The organism is Achromobacter sp. ACM01 (assembly GCF_014851745.1).
Lineage (GTDB): Bacteria > Pseudomonadota > Gammaproteobacteria > Burkholderiales > Burkholderiaceae_B > Achromobacter > Achromobacter aegrifaciens.
On record NZ_JACVAF010000012.1, the window covers coordinates 37,637 to 59,756 of the forward strand.

Sequence of the window (22,120 nt, forward strand, 5' to 3'; positions counted from 1 at the left end):
ATAACCATTTGGACAAGGAATATCGCAGTTTTTTTCATTGCAATCATTCGTTTCCATTGTAAAAGACGTAAGATTGTCGCCAACGGAATACCCGGGGACTCTGCGTCCGCGGGGCATTTGTCGATAATCTTCAAAATAAAGCACTCTAAATATGGCTGGCGCAGATGGTTTGCTGTGTATCGGTCTGCTTGAGGATGACGCCGACTTCCGGGAGGAGTTGGCGTTAGGCTTGGGTGGCTATGGTTTCCGGGTGGCATTCGCCTGTGATAATGCCGCGGCGTTTTATCGCCGGTTGCAGGAACAACCCTGCGACATCGTCATTCTTGACGCCCACCTGCCCGGTGAAGACGGTTTCTCCGTGGCGACCCGCCTGCGCGCCCTCAGCCCCGTCGGTATCGTCATGCTGACAGGTCGCAGCGCGCTGGAAGACCGGGTGCGCGGCCTGGAAGGCGGCGCCGATGTCTACATGACCAAGCCAGTGGATCTGCTGGAACTCAGTTCCGTCATCCGTAGTTTGGCTCGTCGGATGCGTCTTGCGAAGGCGCCTCGGCCGGTGGATGCGGAAACGCGCGCCACCGCGGACACTTCGTGGTCTCTGCAGGACGGGGGCTGGATCCTGGTTGCGCCGGATGGCGCCTCGCTGCATCTGAGCGCCCAGGAACGGACCTTCCTGGTTGCCCTGATGGATGCCGCCGGCAGCGCGGTCAGCCGTCAGGTCCTGGCGGAATTGTTCCTGCCGGACAGCCCGGGCGGCTTCGAATTGCGCCGCATCGACGTGCTGGTCAGCCGTTTGCGCGCCAAGGCGCAAAGCGCGGGCCTGAAGCTCCCCGTGCTGTCGGTGCGCGGCCAGGGCTACGTGTTCGCGGCCTGAACCCGCCAGAGGCGGTCAAGCCGCCGGAGCGCTGGCCGGCAGGGTGACGACGAAGCGCGTGCCTACGCCTACTTCGCTTTCCATGGTCAGTGTGCCGCCCTGGTTCTGGCAGATGCGCCGGGCCAGGTAGAGCCCGATACCCATGCCTTGCGTTTCGCGGTGCGCTGTGCGCCGGAAATGCGGTTCGAAGATTTTGGCCTGTTCCTCGACGCCTATGCCCGGGCCGCGGTCGGTGACGGCGACCCACGCCATGGGAATGGCGCCCACCCGGGTTTCGCCGGTTTCTATGCGCACGGGCTCATTCGCCGGCGAATACTTGATGGCATTGTGGATCAGGTTGCGTACCACCACGCTGGTCAGCGGACGGTCGCAGTAGACCGGCAGGGAGGGGCTGGCTTGCACCATCAGCGCATGCGCCGTATCGGGCTGCATGGCGGTGACGACATCGAGCACCAGATCCGCCATGTCCGTTTGTTCGCCGCGCGGCATCCAGGCCTGTTCGCCCAGCCTGTCCTGGTTCAGCAACTGATCCATGAGTTCGGTCATCCGTGCGACCGACCGATGAATGCGCGCCAGGCGGTTGTCCACGGCCTCGCCGCTCTCGGCAAGTATCATGTCCAGGGATTGGGCTGCCGCGCTGACGGTGGCCAGCGGTGCGCGCAGTTCGTGCGAGATCAGTGCGTTCATCTGGCGCTGCGTATCCAGCGCGCCGGCCAGTTCTGCCAGCCGCAGTTCGCCTTGGGCAAGGTGTTCCGCGTCGGCGTGCTCGTGGCCTGCGCGTTTCGACCCCAGTGGCGGGTGGCCGTGCTGATGGATCGCCAGCAGGATCAAGGCGCTAGACACCAGCAGCAGTCGCGCCAATTCGGCGATCGTTCCTGCCGCGGCCTGGGGCAGCCAGGCGTCCTGTCCCAGCAGCCAGGCCGAGATGCCATAGGCGCCGGCCAAGGCCAGCGCGGCCGCTCGAGCTGGCGACGGACTGGCGGCGCGGACCATGAACCAGGTGGCCAGCGGCAGACTGGCGATGGCGCAGGCCCCGGCGATGGCGGCGGACACGACGCCGTTGCCCGGGGCGTATGCGACGATCAGCGCCAGTACCGCTACCAGCGTCAAGGCCAGGCTGGCCCAGCGGCAGGCCGTCGCCAGTTTGTCGGCGGATGCTTCTTTGAGGATGGGCGCCGTGAGCGCCAGCAGGGCGGCATAGGAGCCGGCTTGCAGCGCCGCCGCCGGCAACAGCGTGGGCATGGAGCGGAAAACCCCTTCGATCAACATGAAGGCCAGCCCCGCGCCGAAAATGGCATTGCGGGTGGCCGCCCATGCGACTGCGCAGGCCACGCCACAGGCCGTGGCGACACCGGCTGTCAGGCCCAGATGCAGGTCTTCGTGTGAAACGCCTACGCCGTAGGCCAGCGCCGCGTCGGGGCCGAGCAAGGCGCATAGCAGCATCCCCACGCGAGGCAGCATGGCTTGCCGAACCGCGGAGGCGTTACCGGTGCGCCGCAGGCGGGAAGGCCAGCGGGCGCGAAAAAGCCAACAGATGCGAAGCAGCATGCCTTCCGTCAACTGGAAACCCATGGATGATCAGGTGCGATGTCGTGCGTCTGGGCGGAGTTTACGACAGGCCCGCGCATGGCATGGACGCCCAGGCCCGCCAGGACGTTTTGCGTGGCAATGTCTGGCACGTCCTCGGCGTAGACCGCGATATTCAGCGCGGCCGCGGTGGCCACCACCGTGGCGGCGAGGTGCTGGCTGCCCGGACTGTGGAGCAGGCCGGCGATGAAGCCGCCGCACAGCTTCAGATAGGACAAGGGGAATTCGTGCAGGTGCTCGATGGCGCCGAACTGGTACGACAGTCGGCTTACACCGACGCGGGCGCCCGCAGCCACGACGATGTCGCAAAGCGGGTGCAGGTCGGTTCCCTGAGCGGCCAGGGCCGCCGCGTCGATTTCCACGATCAGGCGCGCGCTCAGGGCGGGGCGGTCGGCCAGCATGCGTTGAAGCCTGGACTGGAACGACGGTTGGGCGATCGATGCCAGCGAAATCGGCACTGCCAGCGCGCCGGAGCGCGCATACAGCCAGTCCAGCCCCAGGCGGATGGCTTGTATGTCGCATTCGGCGGACAGGCCGAGGCGGACGGCGGGAGGCATGAAGATCGAAGCCGGAACGGGGTCGGCGCCGCTGGTATCGTGCAGGGTCAGGCTGGCTTCCTGGTGCAGCAGGCCGCCGGAAAGATCGTGCAGAGGCTGCACGGACAACGAGAACCTGTGTTGTTCGAGCGCCGTGACCAGAGCGTCGTGCCAGCTGTATTCGCCGATGTGCGTGCTGTCCGGCGCGCGGCTGGCCGAGGCTATCTGGTCGTCGTCGGCGCTTTCGGCGCACATCAGCGCGTGATCCAGCCGTGCCAGGATGTCGCTCATGCTGTCTCCTGGCGCGTAGGTGGCCATCGCCAGGGCCCAGCGGCAGGATTCATGCTTGTCCATGGGCACGCGCAGCGAGCGCAGTTCGCGCCGCACCCGCTCGGCCAGCAGGCTGGCCTGAGGCGCCGAGGCGCGGGGCAGCAGCAGCGCAAAATCCGAACCGCTGATGCGCGCGAGCATGGCCCCCGGAGCGCCGAATTCAGCGACCAGCTTGCGCAGCCGGTCCGAAGACGAGCGCAGCCACTGGTCCGTGAACGCGCGCGAGAGGTGCCGGTTGATCTGCGCCAAATCGCGTTGACGAAACATCAGCAGATGGCCGCCCGCATCAGGGTCCTTGTCCGCCAGCGCCAATCTGAATTGGTCGACAAAATACTTGCGGTTGTGCAGCCGGGTGACGGGATCCCTGTAGATCTCGCTCTGTAGCGATTCGATCCGAGCATTCTGTTCCTGGACCGTGGCGGCGACCAGGCGTTGCGCGTCCACCAGCGCTTGGTCGACACCCGCCTGTTCGCTGGCGCCATTCGATGTCTTGCGGTCGCCAGGCGCGAGCGCGCGCTCGCGTTCACGGACGTCGCGTGAGATGCGCGCTTCTATTCGCCGCGCCAGATTCACGCAGAACAGGGCCCACAGCAGGCTCGCGGCCAGCACCAGTCCCAGGACCCGCACGCCGCCTTGCCATAGCGTATCGCGAGCAGTCCGCGAATCTGCTTGCACGGTCACGACGCCTTGTGAACTGCCGTCTGGCGCAGCGTAAGGCCGCGATACGGCGGGTGCGGCCATGTTCAGCCAGGCATCGCGCCAATCGTGCTCTCTGGTTTGTGGGTCGGTTTGCGGCGTTTGCCGTTCGACGACAGGCGCCCCATTGTCGTCCGCGATGCGCACCAGCGCATATTCCCCTCCTGCAAACATGTCATCCACCAGCGCAGTCCGTTCTTCGGGGGCGGCGGCCGCATGCGACAAGGCCCAGGCCAGCGCATTAGCGCCGTCGTCGCTTTGCCGCGCCAACTCCGCGCTCAGATAGCGGTGCGCGGCCAGCATTCCCACCGTCTGTGCGCCGAGCAGAACGAGGCCGATCAGGAGGGCGGTGAAGAAAAGTAGCCGGCGGAATGTGGACATGTATTTGGAGGTTCCCTTCCTGGCCGTTGCGTGGCCTGCACTGAGGACTGCCAGGTGTCCGGATGGAATGGCGTCGGATCGAGATCAGGGCTGGAGGGCCGGGATACGGGTGTGATACGAGTCACTAATACATCAGTGGTACAGCAATTCTACATGTCACAGAACGTGCCGAATATTACTAAATTCACGCCGTAAGACGCCAAGGTGTGCAATTATTTCGAAGCTGTCTGATTTTCAATGACAACTATCGAGACACGGTGTATTAATTTTTCGGGTGTAGCTGTCGTAAGTAGTAGGCGAGCATGGCGCAAGGGCCGGCGCCAGTCTGCCGTGGCTCATCCCAAACCCTCCGTGAGCAACCAAAGTAACCGTAGGAATACAGGGAAAAGAGGTGCGTTGCCTCTGAAGTGTGGCGTTTTTTGCGAAAATAATGCATATTTTAAAAAATGTTACAGTCCTTGGGTTCCCTTTCGAACCGCAACGCCAGGGGCTTATGGATAGGGGGCTTCGTGCGTGAGAGTTACCTGCTCGCACTGTGCCTGACGCTTGCGGGCGCACTTGTAGCGATATGCTGGGTCTTCGTACGCAGGGAACGCCTGCTGCGTCAACGCCTGACGCGCGATGAACTGACCGGGGTCCTGAATCAGCAGGAATTGCACCGGCGCGCCCGTGCCTGGCTCAACGATGCCGAGGGCCGTTCGCGCCGCGGCGCTTTCTTTCTGGTGAGCTTCGAGCAATACGCCGAGATCAGCGCCATGTTGCGCGCCGGCGAAGACCAGGCTCTGCTGGTGCAGGTGGCCAATCGCCTGGGCCTGATCTGCCGGTCCATGGGCGGCATGGTGGCGCGTTCGGGGGCGGATGCGTTCACGGTCTGCGCACCCGACGTGGATGAGGCCGGAGCCGCTCAGGTGTCGGCCAAGCTGCTGGAAGCCCTGAGCGTGCCTTACGAACTCGGCGGGCGTCCCCTGATGGCGATGTTCCGCGTCGGCGCTGCCCTGTATCCCGAGCATGGCCGCAGCGTGGAAGAACTGCAGCGCTGCGTGCAGGTCGCCTTGCTGCCGCTGAAGGAGCGCGGCGGGCCGGGCTGGAACCTGTTCGATTTCCGCATGCTGGCGCGCCAGCGCGACCAGCAGGGGCTGGAGAACGACCTGCGGCTGGCGCTGACCACGCCGGACATGGATCAGTTCGAACTGTATTACCAGCCGGTCTGTGACAGCGGCACCGGCATGGTGCAGGGCTGCGAGGCGCTGCTGCGCTGGCATCACCCCGTGCTCGGCAGCGTCTCGCCCGCGGTGACCATCGAATTGGCCGAGCGCAGCGGCCTGATCGTGCCGCTGGGGGCCTGGATACTGGAGCGGGCATGTACCCAGGCTGCGTTATGGCCGGCGACCTGGCGCGTGCATGTGAACCTGTCAGTCAAGCAGATGAACGAGGATGGCCTGGTCGAACTCGTGTCGAATGCGCTTGCGGCCGCAAACCTTGCCCCGCGCAAGCTGGTGCTGGAAATCACGGAATCTCTCTTCATCCTGCACTACGAACGGCACGTGAAGATCCTGAACACGTTGCGGGCGATGGGCATCGGTGTGGCGCTGGACGACTTCGGCTGCGGCTATTCCAGCCTGAACCACCTGCGCTGCCTGCCGATCGATTGGGTCAAGATCGACCGCAGCTTCATCTCAGCGCTGGAATCCGACGCCGGCAGCCGCGAGGTGGTCTCGGCGCTGTTCGGCCTGTGCCAGGCGATGCATCTGCCGGTGGTGGCCGAGGGCGTCGAAACCGAGGGCCAGCGTGAAATCCTGAAGTCGCTGGGATGCCGGGTCATGCAGGGTTTCCTGTTGGGACGTCCCGCACCGGCCTCCGAAATCCAGGCTTTGGCCTCGGCGGTGTCATAATCGGGGTTGCTTGCAAACCCCACCTGTTGACTCCCTATGCCCGGCAATACCCTAGGTACCCTCTTTACCGTCACCAATTTCGGCGAATCCCACGGGCCAGCCATCGGTTGCGTCGTGGACGGCTGTCCTCCGGGGCTGTCGCTGGATGCCTCCGACATCCAGCTCGAACTGGACCGTCGCCGTCCCGGCACGTCGCGCCATGTTACGCAGCGCCAGGAAGCCGACCAGGTGGAAATCCTGTCGGGCGTATACGAGGGAGTGACCACGGGTACGCCCATCGGCCTGCTGATCCGCAACACAGACGCGCGCAGCAAGGACTACTCCAACATCGCCGACACGTTTCGACCGGGCCATGCCGACTATGCCTATTGGCGCAAGTTCGGCGTGCGCGATCCGCGCGGGGGCGGCCGTTCTTCGGCGCGCCTGACGGCGCCGACCGTCGCGGCAGGCGCCATCGCCAAGAAATGGCTGGCGGAGCAATACGGCGTCAAGGTGCGCGGCTACATGAGCCAGTTGGGGCCCATTGCAATCCCCTTCGATTCCTGGGAAGAGGTTCCCAATAATCCGTTCTATGCGCCCAATGCCGCAGTCGTGCCCGAACTGGAGGCCTACATGGACCAGTTGCGCCGCGACGGCGACTCCGTCGGCGCCCGGATCGAGGTCGTGGCCGAGAACCTGCCCGCGGGCTGGGGCGAACCGATCTATGACCGGCTGGACGCCGACATCGCGCACGTCATGATGGGCCTGAATGCCGTGAAGGGCGTGTCGATCGGCGCGGGCTTTGACAGCATCGCTCAGCGCGGCTCGGAGCACGGCGACGAAATCACTCCGGACGGTTTCCTGACCAATAACGCGGGTGGGGTGCTGGGCGGCATTTCCACTGGCCAGCCAGTCACCGTTTCGCTGGCCATCAAGCCTACCTCCAGTATCCGCGTCGAGCGCCGCTCCGTGAACCGCGCCAATGACCCGGTCATGGTGCAGACGCTGGGTCGCCATGACCCTTGCGTCGGCATCCGCGCCACGCCCATCGCTGAGGCGATGCTGGCGCTGGTCTTGATCGACCACGCCTTGCGCCACCGCGGCCAGTGTGGCGATCCGGTAGTCTGATACGCTGTTGCTCTTCGAATTGCCTGGGAGGTCTGCCATGAACCGGAAACGTCTTCTGCTGCGCAACGCGGGTGCAGCGCTCGCGCTGGCAGCCCTGGCGGGCTGCACGGGCATGAATACCACGCAGTCGGGCGCCATTGGCGTCAACCGGACCCAGTACATGTCCAGCATGGTGCCTTCGCAGGCGCTGGAACAGGAAGCGACCCAGCAGTACGCCGACATACTCAAGCAGGCGCAGGCCAAGGGCCTGCTGGACCGCGACCCCCAACAGGTGGCGCGGGTCCGCACCATTTCCCAGCGGCTGATCGCGCAGGCAGGAGTCTTCCGGCCTGACGCCGCCAGCTGGAAATGGGAAGTGCATGTGCTGTCCAGCAACGAGATCAATGCCTGGTGCATGCCGGGCGGCAAGATCGCTGTCTACACGGGCCTGCTTGGCAAGATCAAGCCCACGGACGATGAGCTGGCGGCGGTGCTGGGCCATGAGATTTCGCACGCCTTGCGGGAGCACGCGCGCGAACGAGTGTCCCAGCAGATGGCGACCAATCTGGGGCTGTCGGTGCTGGCGATCGCCACGGGTTCTTCCGCGGCGTCCGACTTGGGCGGACAGTTCACCAGCGTCATGTTCACGCTGCCCAATAGCCGCACGCATGAAACCGAAGCCGACCGCATGGGTGTGGAGCTTGCGGCCAGGGCGGGATTCGATCCGCGCGCCGCCGTGACGCTGTGGCAGAAAATGGGCGCGGCCGACCAGGGCAGCGCACCGCCCGAGATCCTGTCGACTCACCCGTCCGCCGCATCGCGCATCAGCGATCTGCAGGCCGCAGCCCAGCAGGTGCTGCCGCTGTACGAACAGTCCAAGGGCAAAGCCTCCCGCTGAGGCTCTTGCGGCGGCCGTGACTATTACGGCCGCCTCGATCCGCTGTCTTATGCCGCGGCTGTCTTGACGCCGGGGCCGCGCATGACGGCGATGCCCAGCCTGGCCAGGATGCGTTGGGTTTCGGCATCCGGCACATCTTCTGCATAGACCGCTATCTTCAGGCCGCGCGCGGTTTCCAGCACCGATGCCGTCAACTGCTGGCTGCCGGGGCTTTGGGACATGCCGCCGACGAAGCCGCCGCCCAGTTTCACGTACGACAAGGGCAGGGTGTGCAGTTGCGCAACTGCGCCGAACTGCTGAGCCAGGCGGCGCACGCCGATATGCGTGCCGAACTCCGAGGCGACGCGGGCCAGCGTGGCGATCTGCTCATGGCATTCCACCAGGCCGTGCGCATCGATTTCCAGGTACAGGCGCCGCGCCAGAGACCGGTGTTCGGTCAGCAGCAGCGCCAATTGGCGGAAGAACTTCTGGCCCCGCAACGAGGGCAGAGCCACCCGAACAGCCAATTCGCCAGGGTTGGCGGCCAGCCAGTCCAGTCCCAGGCTCACGGCCTCCAGGTCGCAATCGGCCACCAGATCCAGACGCACGGCCGGCGGGATGAACAGCGTGGCGGGTATCGGCACCTGGTCGGCCGCGGTTCGCAGCATCAGCATCGCTTCGGTGCGGACGGTGCTGCCGTCGGTGGCTTGCAGGGCTTCCGTGGCCAGCTCGAAGCGGTGCTCTTCCAAAGCGGATTGGATCGCGTCCTTCCAGGCGCGTTCGCCCGATTCCGAAGGCGACTGCATGTCGGTCGCGCCAGCGATCACGACATGGTCGTTGCCGGCGCTTTCCGCCCGCATCAAGCCGAAGTCCAGGCGGGCAAGCACCGGCCCGGCCTGGCTGCCGTGGCCATAGTCGGTCATGGCCTGCGCCCAGCGGCACAGATGTCCTTCACCCACGGGGATGCGGGACGCGTGCAGGTCGGCGCGTACCTGTTCGGCCACCATCATGGCCTGCGGCGCCGCGCAGCCGGGCAGCAGCAAGGCGAAATCCGAGCCGTTCAGACGGGCCAGCAGGGGCGATGCCACATGCATGCTCTTGAGCGTGCCGCGGATGCGTTCGCAGGCCGTGCGCAGCCATTGGTCGATGAACTCGCGCGGCATATGGCGATTCAGGTCCGCCAGGTCGCGCTGGCGGAACACCAGGACGTGGCCGCCGTCGATGCTGCGGCCGGTCGTGAGGGCAGGGGCTTCCAGCGCGCGGCGGAACTCGTTGACGAAGTACTTGCGGTTGGGCAGGCCCGTGACCGGGTCCTGGTTCAGTTCCAGTTCCAGCGATTCGATCTTGGCGTTCTGTTCTTCGACGCTGGCATGGATGCGTTCGCGGGTCTGGTTCAACGCCTGCACCACCCCGGACAGTTCAGGCACGCGCGCCTCGACCTGTTCCGTCGGGGATTCCTGGCCGATGCTGCGCACGTGATCGCTGATTTCACGCAGCAGGCGGTTCTTGATCCAGCCCACCAGCATGAAGGCGAACACGGCCCAAAGAATGCCGGCGCCCACCACCAGGGCGATCATCTTGAGGCTGCTGCGCCACAGGGCTTCCCAGGCATAGGCGTCGTTGGCGATCAGCGTGACCTCGCCGATCTGGCGCCAGCCGTCGCTGACGGCATGGCTGGCCGATTGCGTCGTCAAGGGAGCCAGTGCCTGAAACCAGGCGGGGACTGACGCCGCGGTGGCCGTGGATTTCCGTTCGATCAGGACCTTGCCCTCCGGATCGCTTAAGCGCACCAGCGAGAAATGCCCGCCGTCGTACAGCGCCGACACCAGCAGCTCTTGCACGACCGGGTCGTTGTTCGCGGGCTGCGACAGCGACAGCGCCAGCGACACGGCGGCGTCCGTGCTTTGCACTTGCAGTTGGCCGGACAGGTACTCCCGGGCGGAATTCACGCTGAGCGCGAGCGTGCCCAGCAGGATGACGCCGATGGCGAGGGTAACGCTGAGCAATAGCTGTCGAAGTATGGACATAGTCTTATTTCCGGACATCAGGGGCGCACGCCTTCCCGTTCCATGCGTTGAAGTAGATCACGCCAGCGGCTGAGACGGTCAACCGGCGCGGCGGGCTTGCCGTCCACATAGACGCCGTCCGCATTGAAACTGAATACCGGCGTCAGGTCGCGGCGCTGCGTGGCGGGCAAAATGGTCGAGATCAGGTTGTCCAGCACCAGCGGCACGGCGTTGGGGGTTTCGTAATAGCCCAGCACCATGTGGGCGATCTGGGTGCTGCTGGCCGCGCCGCCGATGCGCGCGCGGACGTAGATGAAGCGCAGTTTGTTGGCAGGCACGCCCAGCGCCAGCAGCGTGAAGTACTTGCCGATGACGTAGTCTTCGCAATCGCCCGCGCCCCTGCCCAGCGATTCTAATGGCGTGGCCCAATAATCGGCCTGTTTCCAGATGGTGATGTCCTCGCCGGACATCAGGGAGCGGTTCCAGAAATCATTGGCCTGTGTCAGCGCGCCTTTTTCCTGGGCAGGGGCGGGGCTGCGCATCAATTGCAGCCATTCCGAAACCGCCTTGGAGCCTTTTGCGCCATAGCGGCTGGCCGACAGGCTTTGCAGCCGGTCGGCATTCACTTCCAGGGCGGAACTTCCGCCCCAGCCGCAAGCCAGGCATAGCAAAGCCAATCGGCACAGATTCAGCGTGCGGCGGAAACGGCGGGACGATGGCATGAAACGGATTTTCACATTTTTCCGGGCATCTTAGATGCGCCTTGGGAAAAAATGCGTCATGCGGGGGCGGGAAGAGCCTGCTGGGTCTTCCCTGGAGCTATTGCTCAGGCATGGTCGACGGCCAGCTTACCTTTTTGCAGCAAGTCATTGATGATGGCCTGGTTGCTCATGGATTGGCCGTGGGCATCGTGGGTGAGGTCCACGTTTTCCAACACGATCTTTTGGCTCGCACCCATGGTACTCAGCTTGCCTCGGGTATTCACATCGATGACCGTATCGTTGCCTTCCAGGTGGAAAGCCAGGTACTTGGAGAGTGAGCCGTCATCCTCGCCGACCAGCAATCCTTGCAGATCCAGAATGTCGCCGCCATCGGCGGGCTTCAGGATCGAGAAGTCCTTGATCGTGTCTACGGCTGGCGTGCCTGCGGCGCCTTGGTCGTCGAGTACCCATTTGAACGTATCGCTGCCCGAACCGCCGTACAGAATGTCATTGCCCTTGCCCCCGATCAGCACGTCGTTACCTGCATCGCCAAACAGCGTGTCGCTGCCGGTGCCGCCCGACAGGACGTCATTGCCCTCATCTCCGTGGAGCTGGTCATTTCCACCCTGGCCGTAAAGAATATCGTTGGCCGCGCCGCCATGCAGCTCGTCGTTGCCGCCGCGCAGATCGCCCTGCACGTCGAAAAGCGCGTGGTTGTCCGAGATGAACTTGTGTAGATCGGCGTCGGTCGGTTGGATGCCGTTCTTCAATAGCAGGAACTGCTTGAGCGCGTCGAGGCTGGCCCCGTCGGGAAGACCTGCGGGCCTGGCGGCGTTGCCGTCAACGTTCCACGGCAAGTGATCAGTGTTGATTGCATCACCAAACAGGATGTCCGAGCCCTCTCCACCATGAATCTTGTCGTTAGCGACCGGAGTCGTTCTGTCATAGAGCAAGGCCGCTTGCAGATCCGACGGCCTCTGCAGGAACTGCGAGTTGCCAGTACGAGCAAGGTCACTGTCGATGAGATCCGAACTGTTGTCTGGGCGGCCTGAGTACCACATCCGGATCGTGTTGATAGCGATAGACGCGCCGAAACCGCCATTGCTCCCGCTGATATTGTTGACTATGAACTGGTACCTATAGTCGCCAGGACCGTGGATAAGTGTTTTGGTGTTGGCGTCTGTACCTGCCTCGACTTCTGCCCACGTCGAACCGATCCGCTTTAGCAAGACCCACTTGAACGTGCCAACTTCACGCAATTCTCCCGCATTCACCGTATCGAAGTCGAACGAGACGCCTGCGGAATGGGTCACCGTAATTCTGTCGGCTTCGCGCATGGTTACGGCGAAGGGCTGGCCGTCTGCCGTCGTGTCGGCAATGACCAGGAAGTGGGCGATCTCCGTAAAGGGACCCTCATCCTTCACTGCGTAGCTGCCATAACCTACTCTGCCGTCACCTTCTTGCTGCCAATTCTCGGGATCGTTCGCAGTCAATAGATCTGAATCACCGCCGTCGAACTGAAGAAGATTCTTGTAGTACGTGAATTCGCCGCCGGTGTTGTCATATTTGTCGAGTATGGCGTTATCGAATTTGAAGGCCCCAGAAGTATGAGAAAGGGTGCCAACGCCAATGGCATGCACGTCGCTGATTTCGGCGAGATTGCTGAATTCAGCGTCGCGGTCGTAAGTCAGTTCTAATTCCGGAACGCCATTTGTCAGGAAGTAGGTCAGGTTCTTGTACGGATTGCCGTTGCTGTCAACCGTTGGCTGGCCGTCGAACCAGTCCTTGGTTGCATGGAAGGCCGCGCCATATGGTTTGGTCCAGCTATATGGCTGTAGGCCAAGAAGGGTGTCCACGATTTCGTCAACATTGTCGGGTGTCAGCCCCGAAACCGTCTTCTGCAGCGTGGTTCTGTGGTTCCCGAAAGTGATCAGTGATACGTTGATGGTGCCGTCATGAACCGCCAGTTGACTCTCCAGCATGGTCTTTAGGGCTGTCTTGACCGTATCGAGTGGTGTTGCCGCGTTGGAATCAACAACCCAATTCATTGAATACGACAGATCCAGAACCAGAGCAATGTTGTAGCTTGTACCCGGCATCACGTTCTTCACCATGCCACCCTGGTCGCCCAGCAGCACGTCGTTGCCCGAGCCGCCGTTCAAGGTTTCGTCATCGTTGTTGCCACTGACGAATTGGTCCAGATGCAGCTTGAACGTTTGCTGACTAGATGTGTCGTGCCCCCCGTTGGCGGTGCCGCCGGTATCCTTGACGCGAAAGTCGAAGGAGGCGCCGGCGTCTATGCCGGTATTGAAAGCGCCGGACTCGAACACCAACTTGCCGCTGGCCAGATCCCCGGCACTGATCTCCTGCCCCTGTACCACCGGCTTTCCGTCCAGCAACAGCATGCCGCAGGAGGGCAGGGAGTCGATGATCACGGAGTGCATCGAATCGCCTTCCCCTGAATCGGAGAAAGGAAAGTCGTCGAGACCGAATATGTAGCTATTGCCAGCCGCTACGTTGCCGGTGAAGTCCAGCGAGACGGGGGCGTCATTGACGGACTGGACCTGGAGATCGAGGGTGGATGAGATCGTCGTCGCACCGTCCGTCGCGGTGTACGTGATCGGCGGGACATCTCCGTTCCAGTTCGAATCCGGCGTAAAGACATAGCTGCCATCCGCTTTGATGAGGATCGAACCCACGCCAACGAGATTTGCGGTACTGCCTGCGTCGTACTTTGTGTCGTTGACAGTGAAGGTTGTGATTGTCAGCGTGTCGTTGTCGACGTCGACCGTGCCTATGAGCACGTTGCCAGACGCCGAGTGGTCCTCCGATAATTGGTGGACTTGGGCTAGAAGGACTGGCGCGTCGTTGGTTCCGAGGATTTCGATCGTGAGGGTGGCGATGGCCGTGCCTCCCTCTCCATCGGAAACGGAGTAGGTAATCGAACTGTGGGCTTTTTCGCCGATGCCGAGATGCTGGAAGGCAGAGCCAGGGTTGAAGGTGTAGGAACCGTCGGCATTCAGCGTGAAGCTACCGCCATGAGTCCCGACGATCGCCACGCCGACATTGGCTGCGCTGCCGTTGACGCGTAAAACAAACAGGGTGTCGCCATCCGGATCGCTGTCATTGGCCAGTACACCGTGCTGGGCGTTGACGTTGAGGGTGGTGTCCTCGTCCGTGGTGCCCGTATCGTCGGCAACGACAGGGATCGTATTGATGACGTTCCAGTGGAATTCCTGGGACGTCGTGGCGCCGGACGCGTCGGTCGCAGTAATGGTGGCCGTATACCTTCCGCCGACACCGCCCTGCGAAGCGGAATGGTCGACATCACCGCCGATAATTCCGGTGTTCGGGTCGATGCTCAAGCCGGGCGGTAAGCCGGTGGCGGCAAAGGTAAGCCTGTCGCTGGTGTCTGGGTCCGAGAAGTGGCCGGAAACGTCGTAGCGCACGCTCGTCTGTGCATCCAGGCTGGAGGTATCGGAGATAGTGGTGGAAACCGGACCGTCGTTGACGCCGGCGATCGTCACGACGACCGTTGCCATGGCGGCGGCACCGCTGGGGTCCGTGATGGAGTACGAAACGGTACTGGTGGCGGTTTCGCCCGCGGCTAGGTGTTGATGCTCTTTCCCCGGCGTGTAGACGTAGCTCCCGTCAGGTAGAACGGTGAACGTGCCGCCATTGCTGCCCGCGACCGTAACGCCGCTCGAGGTCATGGGCCTGCCGCCGACCGACGCTATTGCCAATGGATCGCCGTCTGGGTCCGTGTCGTTCGCGAGCAGGTTGCCGCGCACCTGATGGTTCTGATCACCCAGTCCTGCATCGTCTCGTGCGGCGGGCGCATGGTTGACGCTGACCGGCGTTGGTGTCTCGTCGTCGTTGCTGATGGCGCCAGTGCTGGACATGCGAGGCAGTGCCGCATCGCTGCGACCGGGATTGGAATAGCTCAGATCAAGCGGACTGGTGGTTTCAAGAAGGCGCGCCAAACGGACGAAGCTGCTGCCACCGGCGCTACCCCCGCCTGCTACCACGGCGGCGGTGGGATCGAGTTCATCGAACAGATCGCGGCCATTGCGCAGGGCTGCCAGCAAACGTTCGGAGTCGGTGCCTTTGGGGGGCGTGACCGCCGCTTCGGACACATCGTCGAGCGTGCCGGTCATTTCGCTGGTCAGCGCGACCTCGCGGCCTTCGCCGATGATGATCGGCATGCCGTTTTCGACTTGAAGGGAAACCGTGGCGCCTGACGCCGTGACGACGTCACTGCCGGCAGGAACCTTGCTGCCGAGGTGCAGTTCGGTCAGGGATCCGTCGCCATGGCGCAACCACGCGCGACCGGAAATTTCGTTGACGATTGCGGGAGACGTATTGGCCATGTTGGTTCCCTCTTCAGGGCGTTATCCAAGATGGCCAGATACTAGATGTCGTTGCCGGGACTAGATACTGGCAACACTTATAGGGTCAAGCAGCAATGCAGATGCTAGGCGGGAAATGCACCGCCGGGAAGGCCGTTGCCGGCCTTCCCGGGGCTTGCTGCTTAGCTGTGGTCGACGTTCAGCTTACCCTTCTGCAGCAGGTCGTTGATGATGGCCTGATTGCTCATGGCCTGACCGTTCGCGTCATGGGTGAGATCAACGTTCTCCAGCACGATCTTCTGATCCGCGCCCTGGGAGCCAAGCTTGCCCTGGGTGTTGATCTCGACGAGCGTATTGTTGGAGTTGGCCGGATCCTGCTTGAAGTTCAAGTACTGCGACAGGTTGCCGTCCTTCTCGCCCACGAGCAGGTCCTTCAGGTCCAGCACATCCCCGCCGTCGACGACCGAGGCCTTCGAGAAGTCCTTGATCGTGTCGATCGCAGGCTGCGCCGTGGTGCCCTGGTCGCCAAGCTGCCACTTGAACGTGTCGCTGCCGCCGTCACCCCACATGGTGTCGTTGCCCTTGCCGCCGACCAGGATGTCGTTGCCGGCGCCGCCATGGAGCTCGTCGTTGCCGGTTCCGCCATAGAGCTTGTCGTTGCCGTCATCACCCCACAGGACATCGTTGCCGCCCTGGCCGTAGATGATGTCGTCGCCCTTGCCGCCATGCAATTCGTCATTGCCGCCACGCGTGTCGCCAGCCGCATCGAACTGACCCGGATTCTGCTTGATGAACTCGTATATCCGTTCGTTCGTCGCGGCGACGCCGTCTACCGCCTGGAGGTAGTCCTTCAGCGAGTCGAGACCGCCACCATTGTGGGATCCCGCGGGATTGCCGGCCCACGCGAGGTGGTCGGTGTTGATCGCGTCACCGAAGATGATGTCGTTGCCGTCGCCACCGTAGACGGTGTCGTGGCCGACTTCAGCCGGATTGCTCGTGCTGCTGCCTCCCTTGAGCGCGGCCTCCAGGTCGTTGGCGGTGTTGACGATGTCAATGGAGCCAACCTTGCCGGTGACGGTGTTGAGGCCCCAGTTAAACGAGATCCGGCCATCGCCGACAGTGTCCGTATTGTCGAAGAAGCGCAGGATGTTGCTGTCGATGCCAGTCCCGATACCGATGCCGTGGACCTTGCTGGTGCCACTCAGGGCTTTGAAGGCGTCGACGGATTCCTTCATGGTGTTGTAGTCGGTATCGTTACCCGGTCCGTCCACTCCCTTCTTGTCGTTGTAGTAGTACTGCGTCGGGTTTCCGTCGGTCAGGAAGAACGTCAGATTCTCGAACTTCGTACCGCTGGGATTCACTTTGCCCTGATCGGCGAACCACTTCACGGTCGCGTTGAAGGCGGCTTCGTAGTTGGTCCCCGCAGTGTTACCCGTCGCGATAGTCAGATCGTTGATCGCCTTGATCAACTGGTTCAGGTTGGCCTGCGTGAGGTTGTTGAACGTGATCGGATCTTGAGCATGGGTTGCGAAGCCGATCAGCGATACGTTGACGACGCCGTCGTGGTGCTCCAGGTCGGCGGCGAGCTTGACCAGCGCGTCCTTAACCAGTTGCATGCGGTTGACACCGGAACCGGACTGCGCGGACATGCTGCCTGAACGGTCCACCACCAGCGCAATGTTGTAGTTCGTGCCGGGGGTGACGTTCGTGACGTAGCCGCCCTGGTCCGCCAGGATGACGTCATCACCCGACCCGCCGTTCAGCGGCGGTTTGCCGCCGCTGCCGCTGTCGTCATTGCCATGGGTCACCAGGTGATCGGCGGAGATGACGAACTTGTGCTCGGTCGAGGTGTCGTTGCCGCCATTCGCCGTGCCGCCATTGTCCTTCACTTGGAAATTGAAGGAGCTGTCCTGCTTGTCGGCGCCCGGCGTGAACTTCAGCAGGCCTTGTTCGATGGCCGACTTCGGAATCTCCATGCCGGCCGTGACCGGCTTGCCGTTATAGGTCATCGTGCCGCTGGTGGGCGGTTGGGTGATGATGACGCTTTGCAGGCTGTTGCCTTCCGCTCCATCGTCGAAGCGGAAATCGTTCAGCGAGAAGACGTACTGGTTATCGCCAACTTCCAGGTTCGCGGAACCGTCCACGGTCGTGGGCGCGTCGTTGACGCCATTGATGGTGATGGTGATGGTGCTGGTGGCCGAGCCGTCGGCGGAGGCGACCGTGTAGGTCTCGACGATGCTTTCGCCCGCCTTGAGGAACTGGATCGCGGCGTTGTTGACGTTGTAGGTATAGGTGCCATCGGGTTTCATTACGATGACGCCCAGCGCTCCGCCGGCATGCGTGCTGTTGGTGAGCTTGAGGGTGGCGGTGTCGAAGGTCGACTGGCCGGCATCGGGATCCGTGATCGTGACCGCGCCCTTGACGGTGAGATTTCCGCCCGTGACGTTCACATCTTCCGTGACCGACCGGAAGTCGTTGGTCATCACCGGCACGTCATTGGTGCCATTGATCGTGATGGTGATGGTCGTGGTGCTGAAGTCGCCGTCGGAATCGCGGATGGTGTACGAGAACACGTCCGAGAGCTTGTCGCCTTGCCCCAGTGCATTGACGCGCGGATCGGTGTTGTTCAGGGTATAGGTATAGGTGCCATCGGCGTGGATGGTGATCTTGCCGTACACGCCATTGACCTCGGCGTTGACGTTGCCTTCGATCGCCTTGTTCGCGTTGGCCGAACCCTTGGCCACGCCGACCACCGTGGTCACGTCGGCGCCCACGGCGTCCGCACCGGTGCCGGTGATGACGTTGCCGGTGGCTTCCAAGACCTTGTCTTCCGTCACACTGGCCGTGTCCGGCTTTGCCTCGGGCGCCGTGTCGGTGATCTGGATGATCAGGCTGCCGCTGCTGCCGTGGCCGCCAGCATTCTTGGCGGTCACGATGAAGTCGTCATGCACGCTGTCCTTGCCGTTCGAGTGATTCTGGGATTTCCCCTTCTCGGTATAGGTGTAAGTGAGCTTGCCGGTAGCTGGATCGTAGCCGGTGATCTTGAGCGTGCCCTTGCCCGTGGTCAGGCTGACGGGGTTGGCATTCGTCGCCTTGGTGACGTCCACGCCATTTACGTCGACGCTCACGATGCCCAACGCCGCGGAAATCTGCATCGTTCCCGTAACGGTGTCGCCGGTGGCTTCCGCCACCTTGTTCGTCGCGTTCGTAACGGCGGATTCCGCGGTGGAGGTCACGTTGAAATGCGTGTTCACCTTGTCGCCGTCGCCATCCGTTCCGGTAACGCCAACCGTGAAGTCCATCGGGCCGGCGGGAACGCTTTCCGTATAGGAGCCGGTCGTGAGGAAGGACATCCTGACGCCGCTGCCCGCGGTGACCTCGATGCTATCGAATTGAGTGAACGAGGGGGTGCCCTGGCTCAACATCTCCTTCGTGATGTGAATGGCGCCAGTCGTACTGTTCACGGGTACGGAGATCATCTTGGAGACGCCGTCGCTCCATACCGTGATATTGAGCGTGCCGCTTCCCTTGACTTCCGCGACATTCAGCTTGAAATCCGAGAGGGCTTCGTTGAAGTCCATGCGGAAGCTTTCGCCCGAGTCGAAGGAGGTGTTGCCGATCCCGAACGAATTTCCGCTGCCGAACGTGTTGGCATTGAACGTCTTTCCGCCGCCGGCGCTCAGCGTGGCATAGCCGAGGTCATAGGTGGATTGGGGGTTGTTGCTGATCGAGGAGGCCAAGTCGATCGACGCGGTCGTCCCGGGCCGGGCTTCGTGCTGGGTGACGGTATAGCCGCCCTCCGGATTCAGGGTCACCGTGAAGATCTTGGTCCCGTTGGGCGAGAAGATGTCGACCGAAGACTTGTTGAGCGCGCTGGTCGTCCAGTTCTGCGGCAGCTGACCGACAGACGACACGACCAGCGTGGCGCCCACGGCGTCGGCGCCCGTATGGAATTCCAGGGTGCCGGTGGCGCTGGTGGCGGCATTCTCCATCACAGTATTGGAGACGGCGCCGAATTCCGGACTGTCATCCTCGATATTGATCGTGATGGTGCCGTTGCTGGTGGCGTGGCCATCGCTGACCTGCACGCCGATACCCAGCTGGAGCACGTCCTCGACCGAGTTCGTCGGGTGATCCACTTGGCCCGACAGGGTTACGGTGTAGCCGCCCGCGTCGGTCATCGTGACAGTGATGACGGAGTTTCCGTGGAAGTCCTTGCCGACCAGGGTGTGGCCATTGTCCGACAGGGTCCAGACGACAGGTTTTCCTTGTGAGGTCAGGGCGTTGTCCGCCGGCTTGACCAAGGTGACGGTATGGGTGTCCTTCACATCCAAATCGGAGATGGTCAGGTTGCCGGAGTAGGTGACAGCGTTCGTCGTATCCGTGGTGCCATTGCTGTCAGGTATGCCGTGCGGCAGGCCTTCTTCAGACAGGTTGATGCTGGCGCTGCTGATCGAGGGCAGATCGTTCGTGCCGGTGATCGTAATCGTCAGCACGGCCTCGCTCTTGTCGCCGTCGGCATCGGTGATGGTGTAGCGGATGGTCTCGGTCAGCAATTCGCCCGCCTGCAGCCCCTGGACAGCTTGCAGGCTGTTGTTGAGCTGATAGGACCAGGTGCCGTCGCCATTGTCTACCAGCGTGCCGTACTTGGCATCGCCGGTAGTGATGACCGTCGTGACTGCATCGGCGCCGAGCGTGTCGTTGCCCAACAAGTTGCCGGAGATGGGGGCGGTCGTGCCTTCCGTGATGCCCGCCGTGTCGTTCTTGGCCTCAGGAGCGGTGTCGGTGATGAGTACGACCAGGTCGTCAGACTTGACCTGGTTGGCCGCATCGGTGACGGTGACGGTGAACTTGTCGGTGACGGAGTCGTCGCCGGCGGTGTGGTTCTTGGCCGTCCCGTCCTGCTGGTAGCTATAGGTGATCTTGCCGGTGGCCGGGTCGTAGCCAGTCAGCGTGAGCTTGCCCTCGGTGCCGGTGATGACACGCGGCGTGGTGCCCAGCGCTTGCAGGTCGGCCACGGAGAGGGTGACGTTGCCGATCTTGACGGTAGCCAGGCCTTCCGGTGCGGTGACGGTCAGTTCGCCGGTGACCGGCTGCGTGGCGTTCTCGGCGATGCTGACGTTGCCGGCATCGGCGCCGTTGGCGTCGGGGACGGTCACGCCGGGCACGCCATCGGTGTGGCCGTTGATGGTGACGGTGATGGTGGTGGTGCTGACGTCGCCGTCGGCATCACGGATCGTGTAGGTGAAGGTGTCCTTGAGCTGCTGTCCATCGAGCAGCGCGTTCACGCGCGGGTCGTTGTTGTTCAGCTCGTAGGTGTAGGTGCCGTCGGCCTTGAGGACGATCTTGCCGTACTCGCCGTTGACGGCGGTATTGACGTTGCCGGTGACGTTCTGGCCGGCGGGGACGGTGCCCTTGGCCACGCCCACGACGTTGGTGACGTCCGCGCCGAGGGTGTCGGCACCGGTGCCGCTGATGACGTTGCCGGAGGCGGTCAGTGCGGTGTCTTCCGTGACGGAAGCGGTGTCGGGCTTGGCTTCCGGAGCGGTGTCGGTGATGAGTACGACCAGGTCGTCGGACTTGACCTGGTTGGCCGCATCGGTGACGGTGACGGTGAACTTGTCGGTGACGGAGTCGTCGCCGGCGGTGTGGTTCTTGGCCGTCCCGTCCTGCTGGTAGCTATAGGTGATCTTGCCGGTGGCCGGGTCGTAGCCAGTCAGCGTGAGCTTGCCTTCGGTGCCGTTGACGACGACCGGGGTGGTGCCCAGCGCCTGCAGGTCGGCCACAGAGAGGGTGACGTTGCCGATCTTGACGGTGGCCAGGCCTTCCGGTGCGGTGACGGTCAGTTCGCCAGTAACCGGCTGCGTGGCGTTCTCGGCGATGCTGACGTTGCCGGCATCGGCGCCGTTGGCATCGGGGACGGTCACGCCGGGCACGCCATCGGTGTGGCCGTTGATGGTGACGGTGATGGTGGTGGTGCTGACGTCGCCGTCGGCATCACGGATCGTGTAGGTGAAGGTGTCCTTGAGCTGCTGTCCATCGAGCAGCGCGTTCACGCGCGGGTCGTTGTTGTTCAGCTCGTAGGTGTAGGTGCCGTCGGCCTTGAGGACGATCTTGCCGTACTCGCCGTTGACGGCGGTGTTGACGTTGCCGGTGACGTTCTGGCCGGCGGGGACGGTGCCCTTGGCCACGCCCACGACGTTGGTGACGTCCGCGCCGAGGGTGTCGGCGCCGGTGCCGCTGATGACGTTGCCGGAGGCGGTCAGTGCGGTGTCTTCCGTGACGGAAGCGGTGTCGGGCTTGGCTTCGGGCGCGGTGTCGGTGATGAGTACGACCAGGTCGTCGGACTTGACCTGGTTGGCCGCATCGGTGACGGTGACGGTGAACTTGTCGGTGACGGAGTCGTCGCCGGCGGTGTGGTTCTTGGCCGTCCCGTCCTGCTGGTAGCTATAGGTGATCTTGCCGGTGGCCGGGTCGTAGCCAGTCAGCGTGAGCTTGCCTTCGGTGCCGTTGACGACGACCGGGGTGGTGCCCAGCGCCTGCAGGTCGGCCACAGAGAGGGTGACGTTGCCGATCTTGACGGTAGCCAGGCCTTCCGGTGCGGAGACGGTCAGTTCGCCGGTGACCGGCTGCGTGGCGTTCTCGGCGATGCTGACGTTGCCGGCATCGGCGCCGTTGGCGTCGGGGACGGTCACGCCGGGCACGCCATCGGTGTGGCCGTTGATGGTGACGGTGATGGTGGTGGTGCTGACGTCGCCGTCGGCATCACGGATCGTGTAGGTGAAGGTGTCCTTGAGCTGCTGTCCAT

At 63.0% G+C, this 22,120-nt stretch carries 10 protein-coding genes; 4 read left to right on the top strand and 6 right to left on the bottom strand.

The window, feature by feature from the left end; translation table 11 throughout:
• The first annotated feature begins 151 nt into the window (after nt 1–151).
• Nucleotides 152–871, top strand: coding sequence for a response regulator transcription factor (locus IB268_RS30270; protein ID WP_054458575.1), 720 nt, complete (start codon nt 152–154; stop codon nt 869–871).
• A 15-nt stretch (nt 872–886) separates the two neighbouring features.
• Here IB268_RS30270 and IB268_RS30275 read toward each other — a convergent pair whose 3' ends face one another.
• Nucleotides 887–2,332, bottom strand: coding sequence for a sensor histidine kinase KdpD (locus IB268_RS30275; RefSeq protein ID WP_225591534.1), 1,446 nt, complete (start codon nt 2,330–2,332; stop codon nt 887–889).
• A 95-nt stretch (nt 2,333–2,427) separates the two neighbouring features.
• Nucleotides 2,428–4,401, bottom strand: a complete 1,974-nt coding sequence (locus tag IB268_RS30280) for an EAL domain-containing protein (protein ID WP_192355279.1) — start codon at nt 4,399–4,401, stop codon at nt 2,428–2,430.
• Between the two features lie 509 nt (nt 4,402–4,910).
• Between IB268_RS30280 and IB268_RS30285 the strand changes: the two genes are divergently transcribed.
• From IB268_RS30285 to IB268_RS30295, 3 genes are read left to right on the top strand one after another with little or no spacing between them, the layout of a single operon-like run.
• Nucleotides 4,911–6,293, top strand: coding sequence for a bifunctional diguanylate cyclase/phosphodiesterase (locus tag IB268_RS30285; RefSeq protein WP_054458572.1), 1,383 nt, complete (start codon nt 4,911–4,913; stop codon nt 6,291–6,293).
• Between the two features lie 36 nt (nt 6,294–6,329).
• On the top strand, nt 6,330–7,400 hold the full coding sequence (gene aroC, locus IB268_RS30290) for a chorismate synthase (protein WP_054458570.1): 1,071 nt from the start codon (nt 6,330–6,332) through the stop codon (nt 7,398–7,400).
• Nucleotides 7,401–7,437: 37 nt separating this feature from the next.
• Nucleotides 7,438–8,277, top strand: coding sequence for a M48 family metallopeptidase (locus IB268_RS30295; protein WP_054458568.1), 840 nt, complete (start codon nt 7,438–7,440; stop codon nt 8,275–8,277).
• Between the two features lie 47 nt (nt 8,278–8,324).
• Here IB268_RS30295 and IB268_RS30300 read toward each other — a convergent pair whose 3' ends face one another.
• The 4 genes from IB268_RS30300 to IB268_RS30315 all read right to left on the bottom strand — a co-directional run.
• Nucleotides 8,325–10,283 (bottom strand): LapD/MoxY N-terminal periplasmic domain-containing protein, encoded by a 1,959-nt coding sequence (locus tag IB268_RS30300; RefSeq protein ID WP_119450725.1) that lies wholly within the window; start codon nt 10,281–10,283, stop codon nt 8,325–8,327.
• A gap of 17 nt (nt 10,284–10,300) precedes the next feature.
• Complete coding sequence (locus tag IB268_RS30305; RefSeq protein WP_175162500.1) at nt 10,301–10,984, bottom strand: transglutaminase-like cysteine peptidase; 684 nt, start codon at nt 10,982–10,984, stop codon at nt 10,301–10,303.
• 104 nt (nt 10,985–11,088) lie between these two features.
• Nucleotides 11,089–15,333 carry a retention module-containing protein gene (locus tag IB268_RS30310; RefSeq protein ID WP_192355280.1) on the bottom strand — a complete coding sequence of 1,415 codons (4,245 nt, stop codon included), beginning with the start codon at nt 15,331–15,333 and terminating at the stop codon, nt 11,089–11,091.
• Between the two features lie 161 nt (nt 15,334–15,494).
• The coding region (locus IB268_RS30315) for a VCBS domain-containing protein (RefSeq protein WP_192355281.1) at nt 15,495–22,120 on the bottom strand (6,626 nt) is incomplete at its 5' end.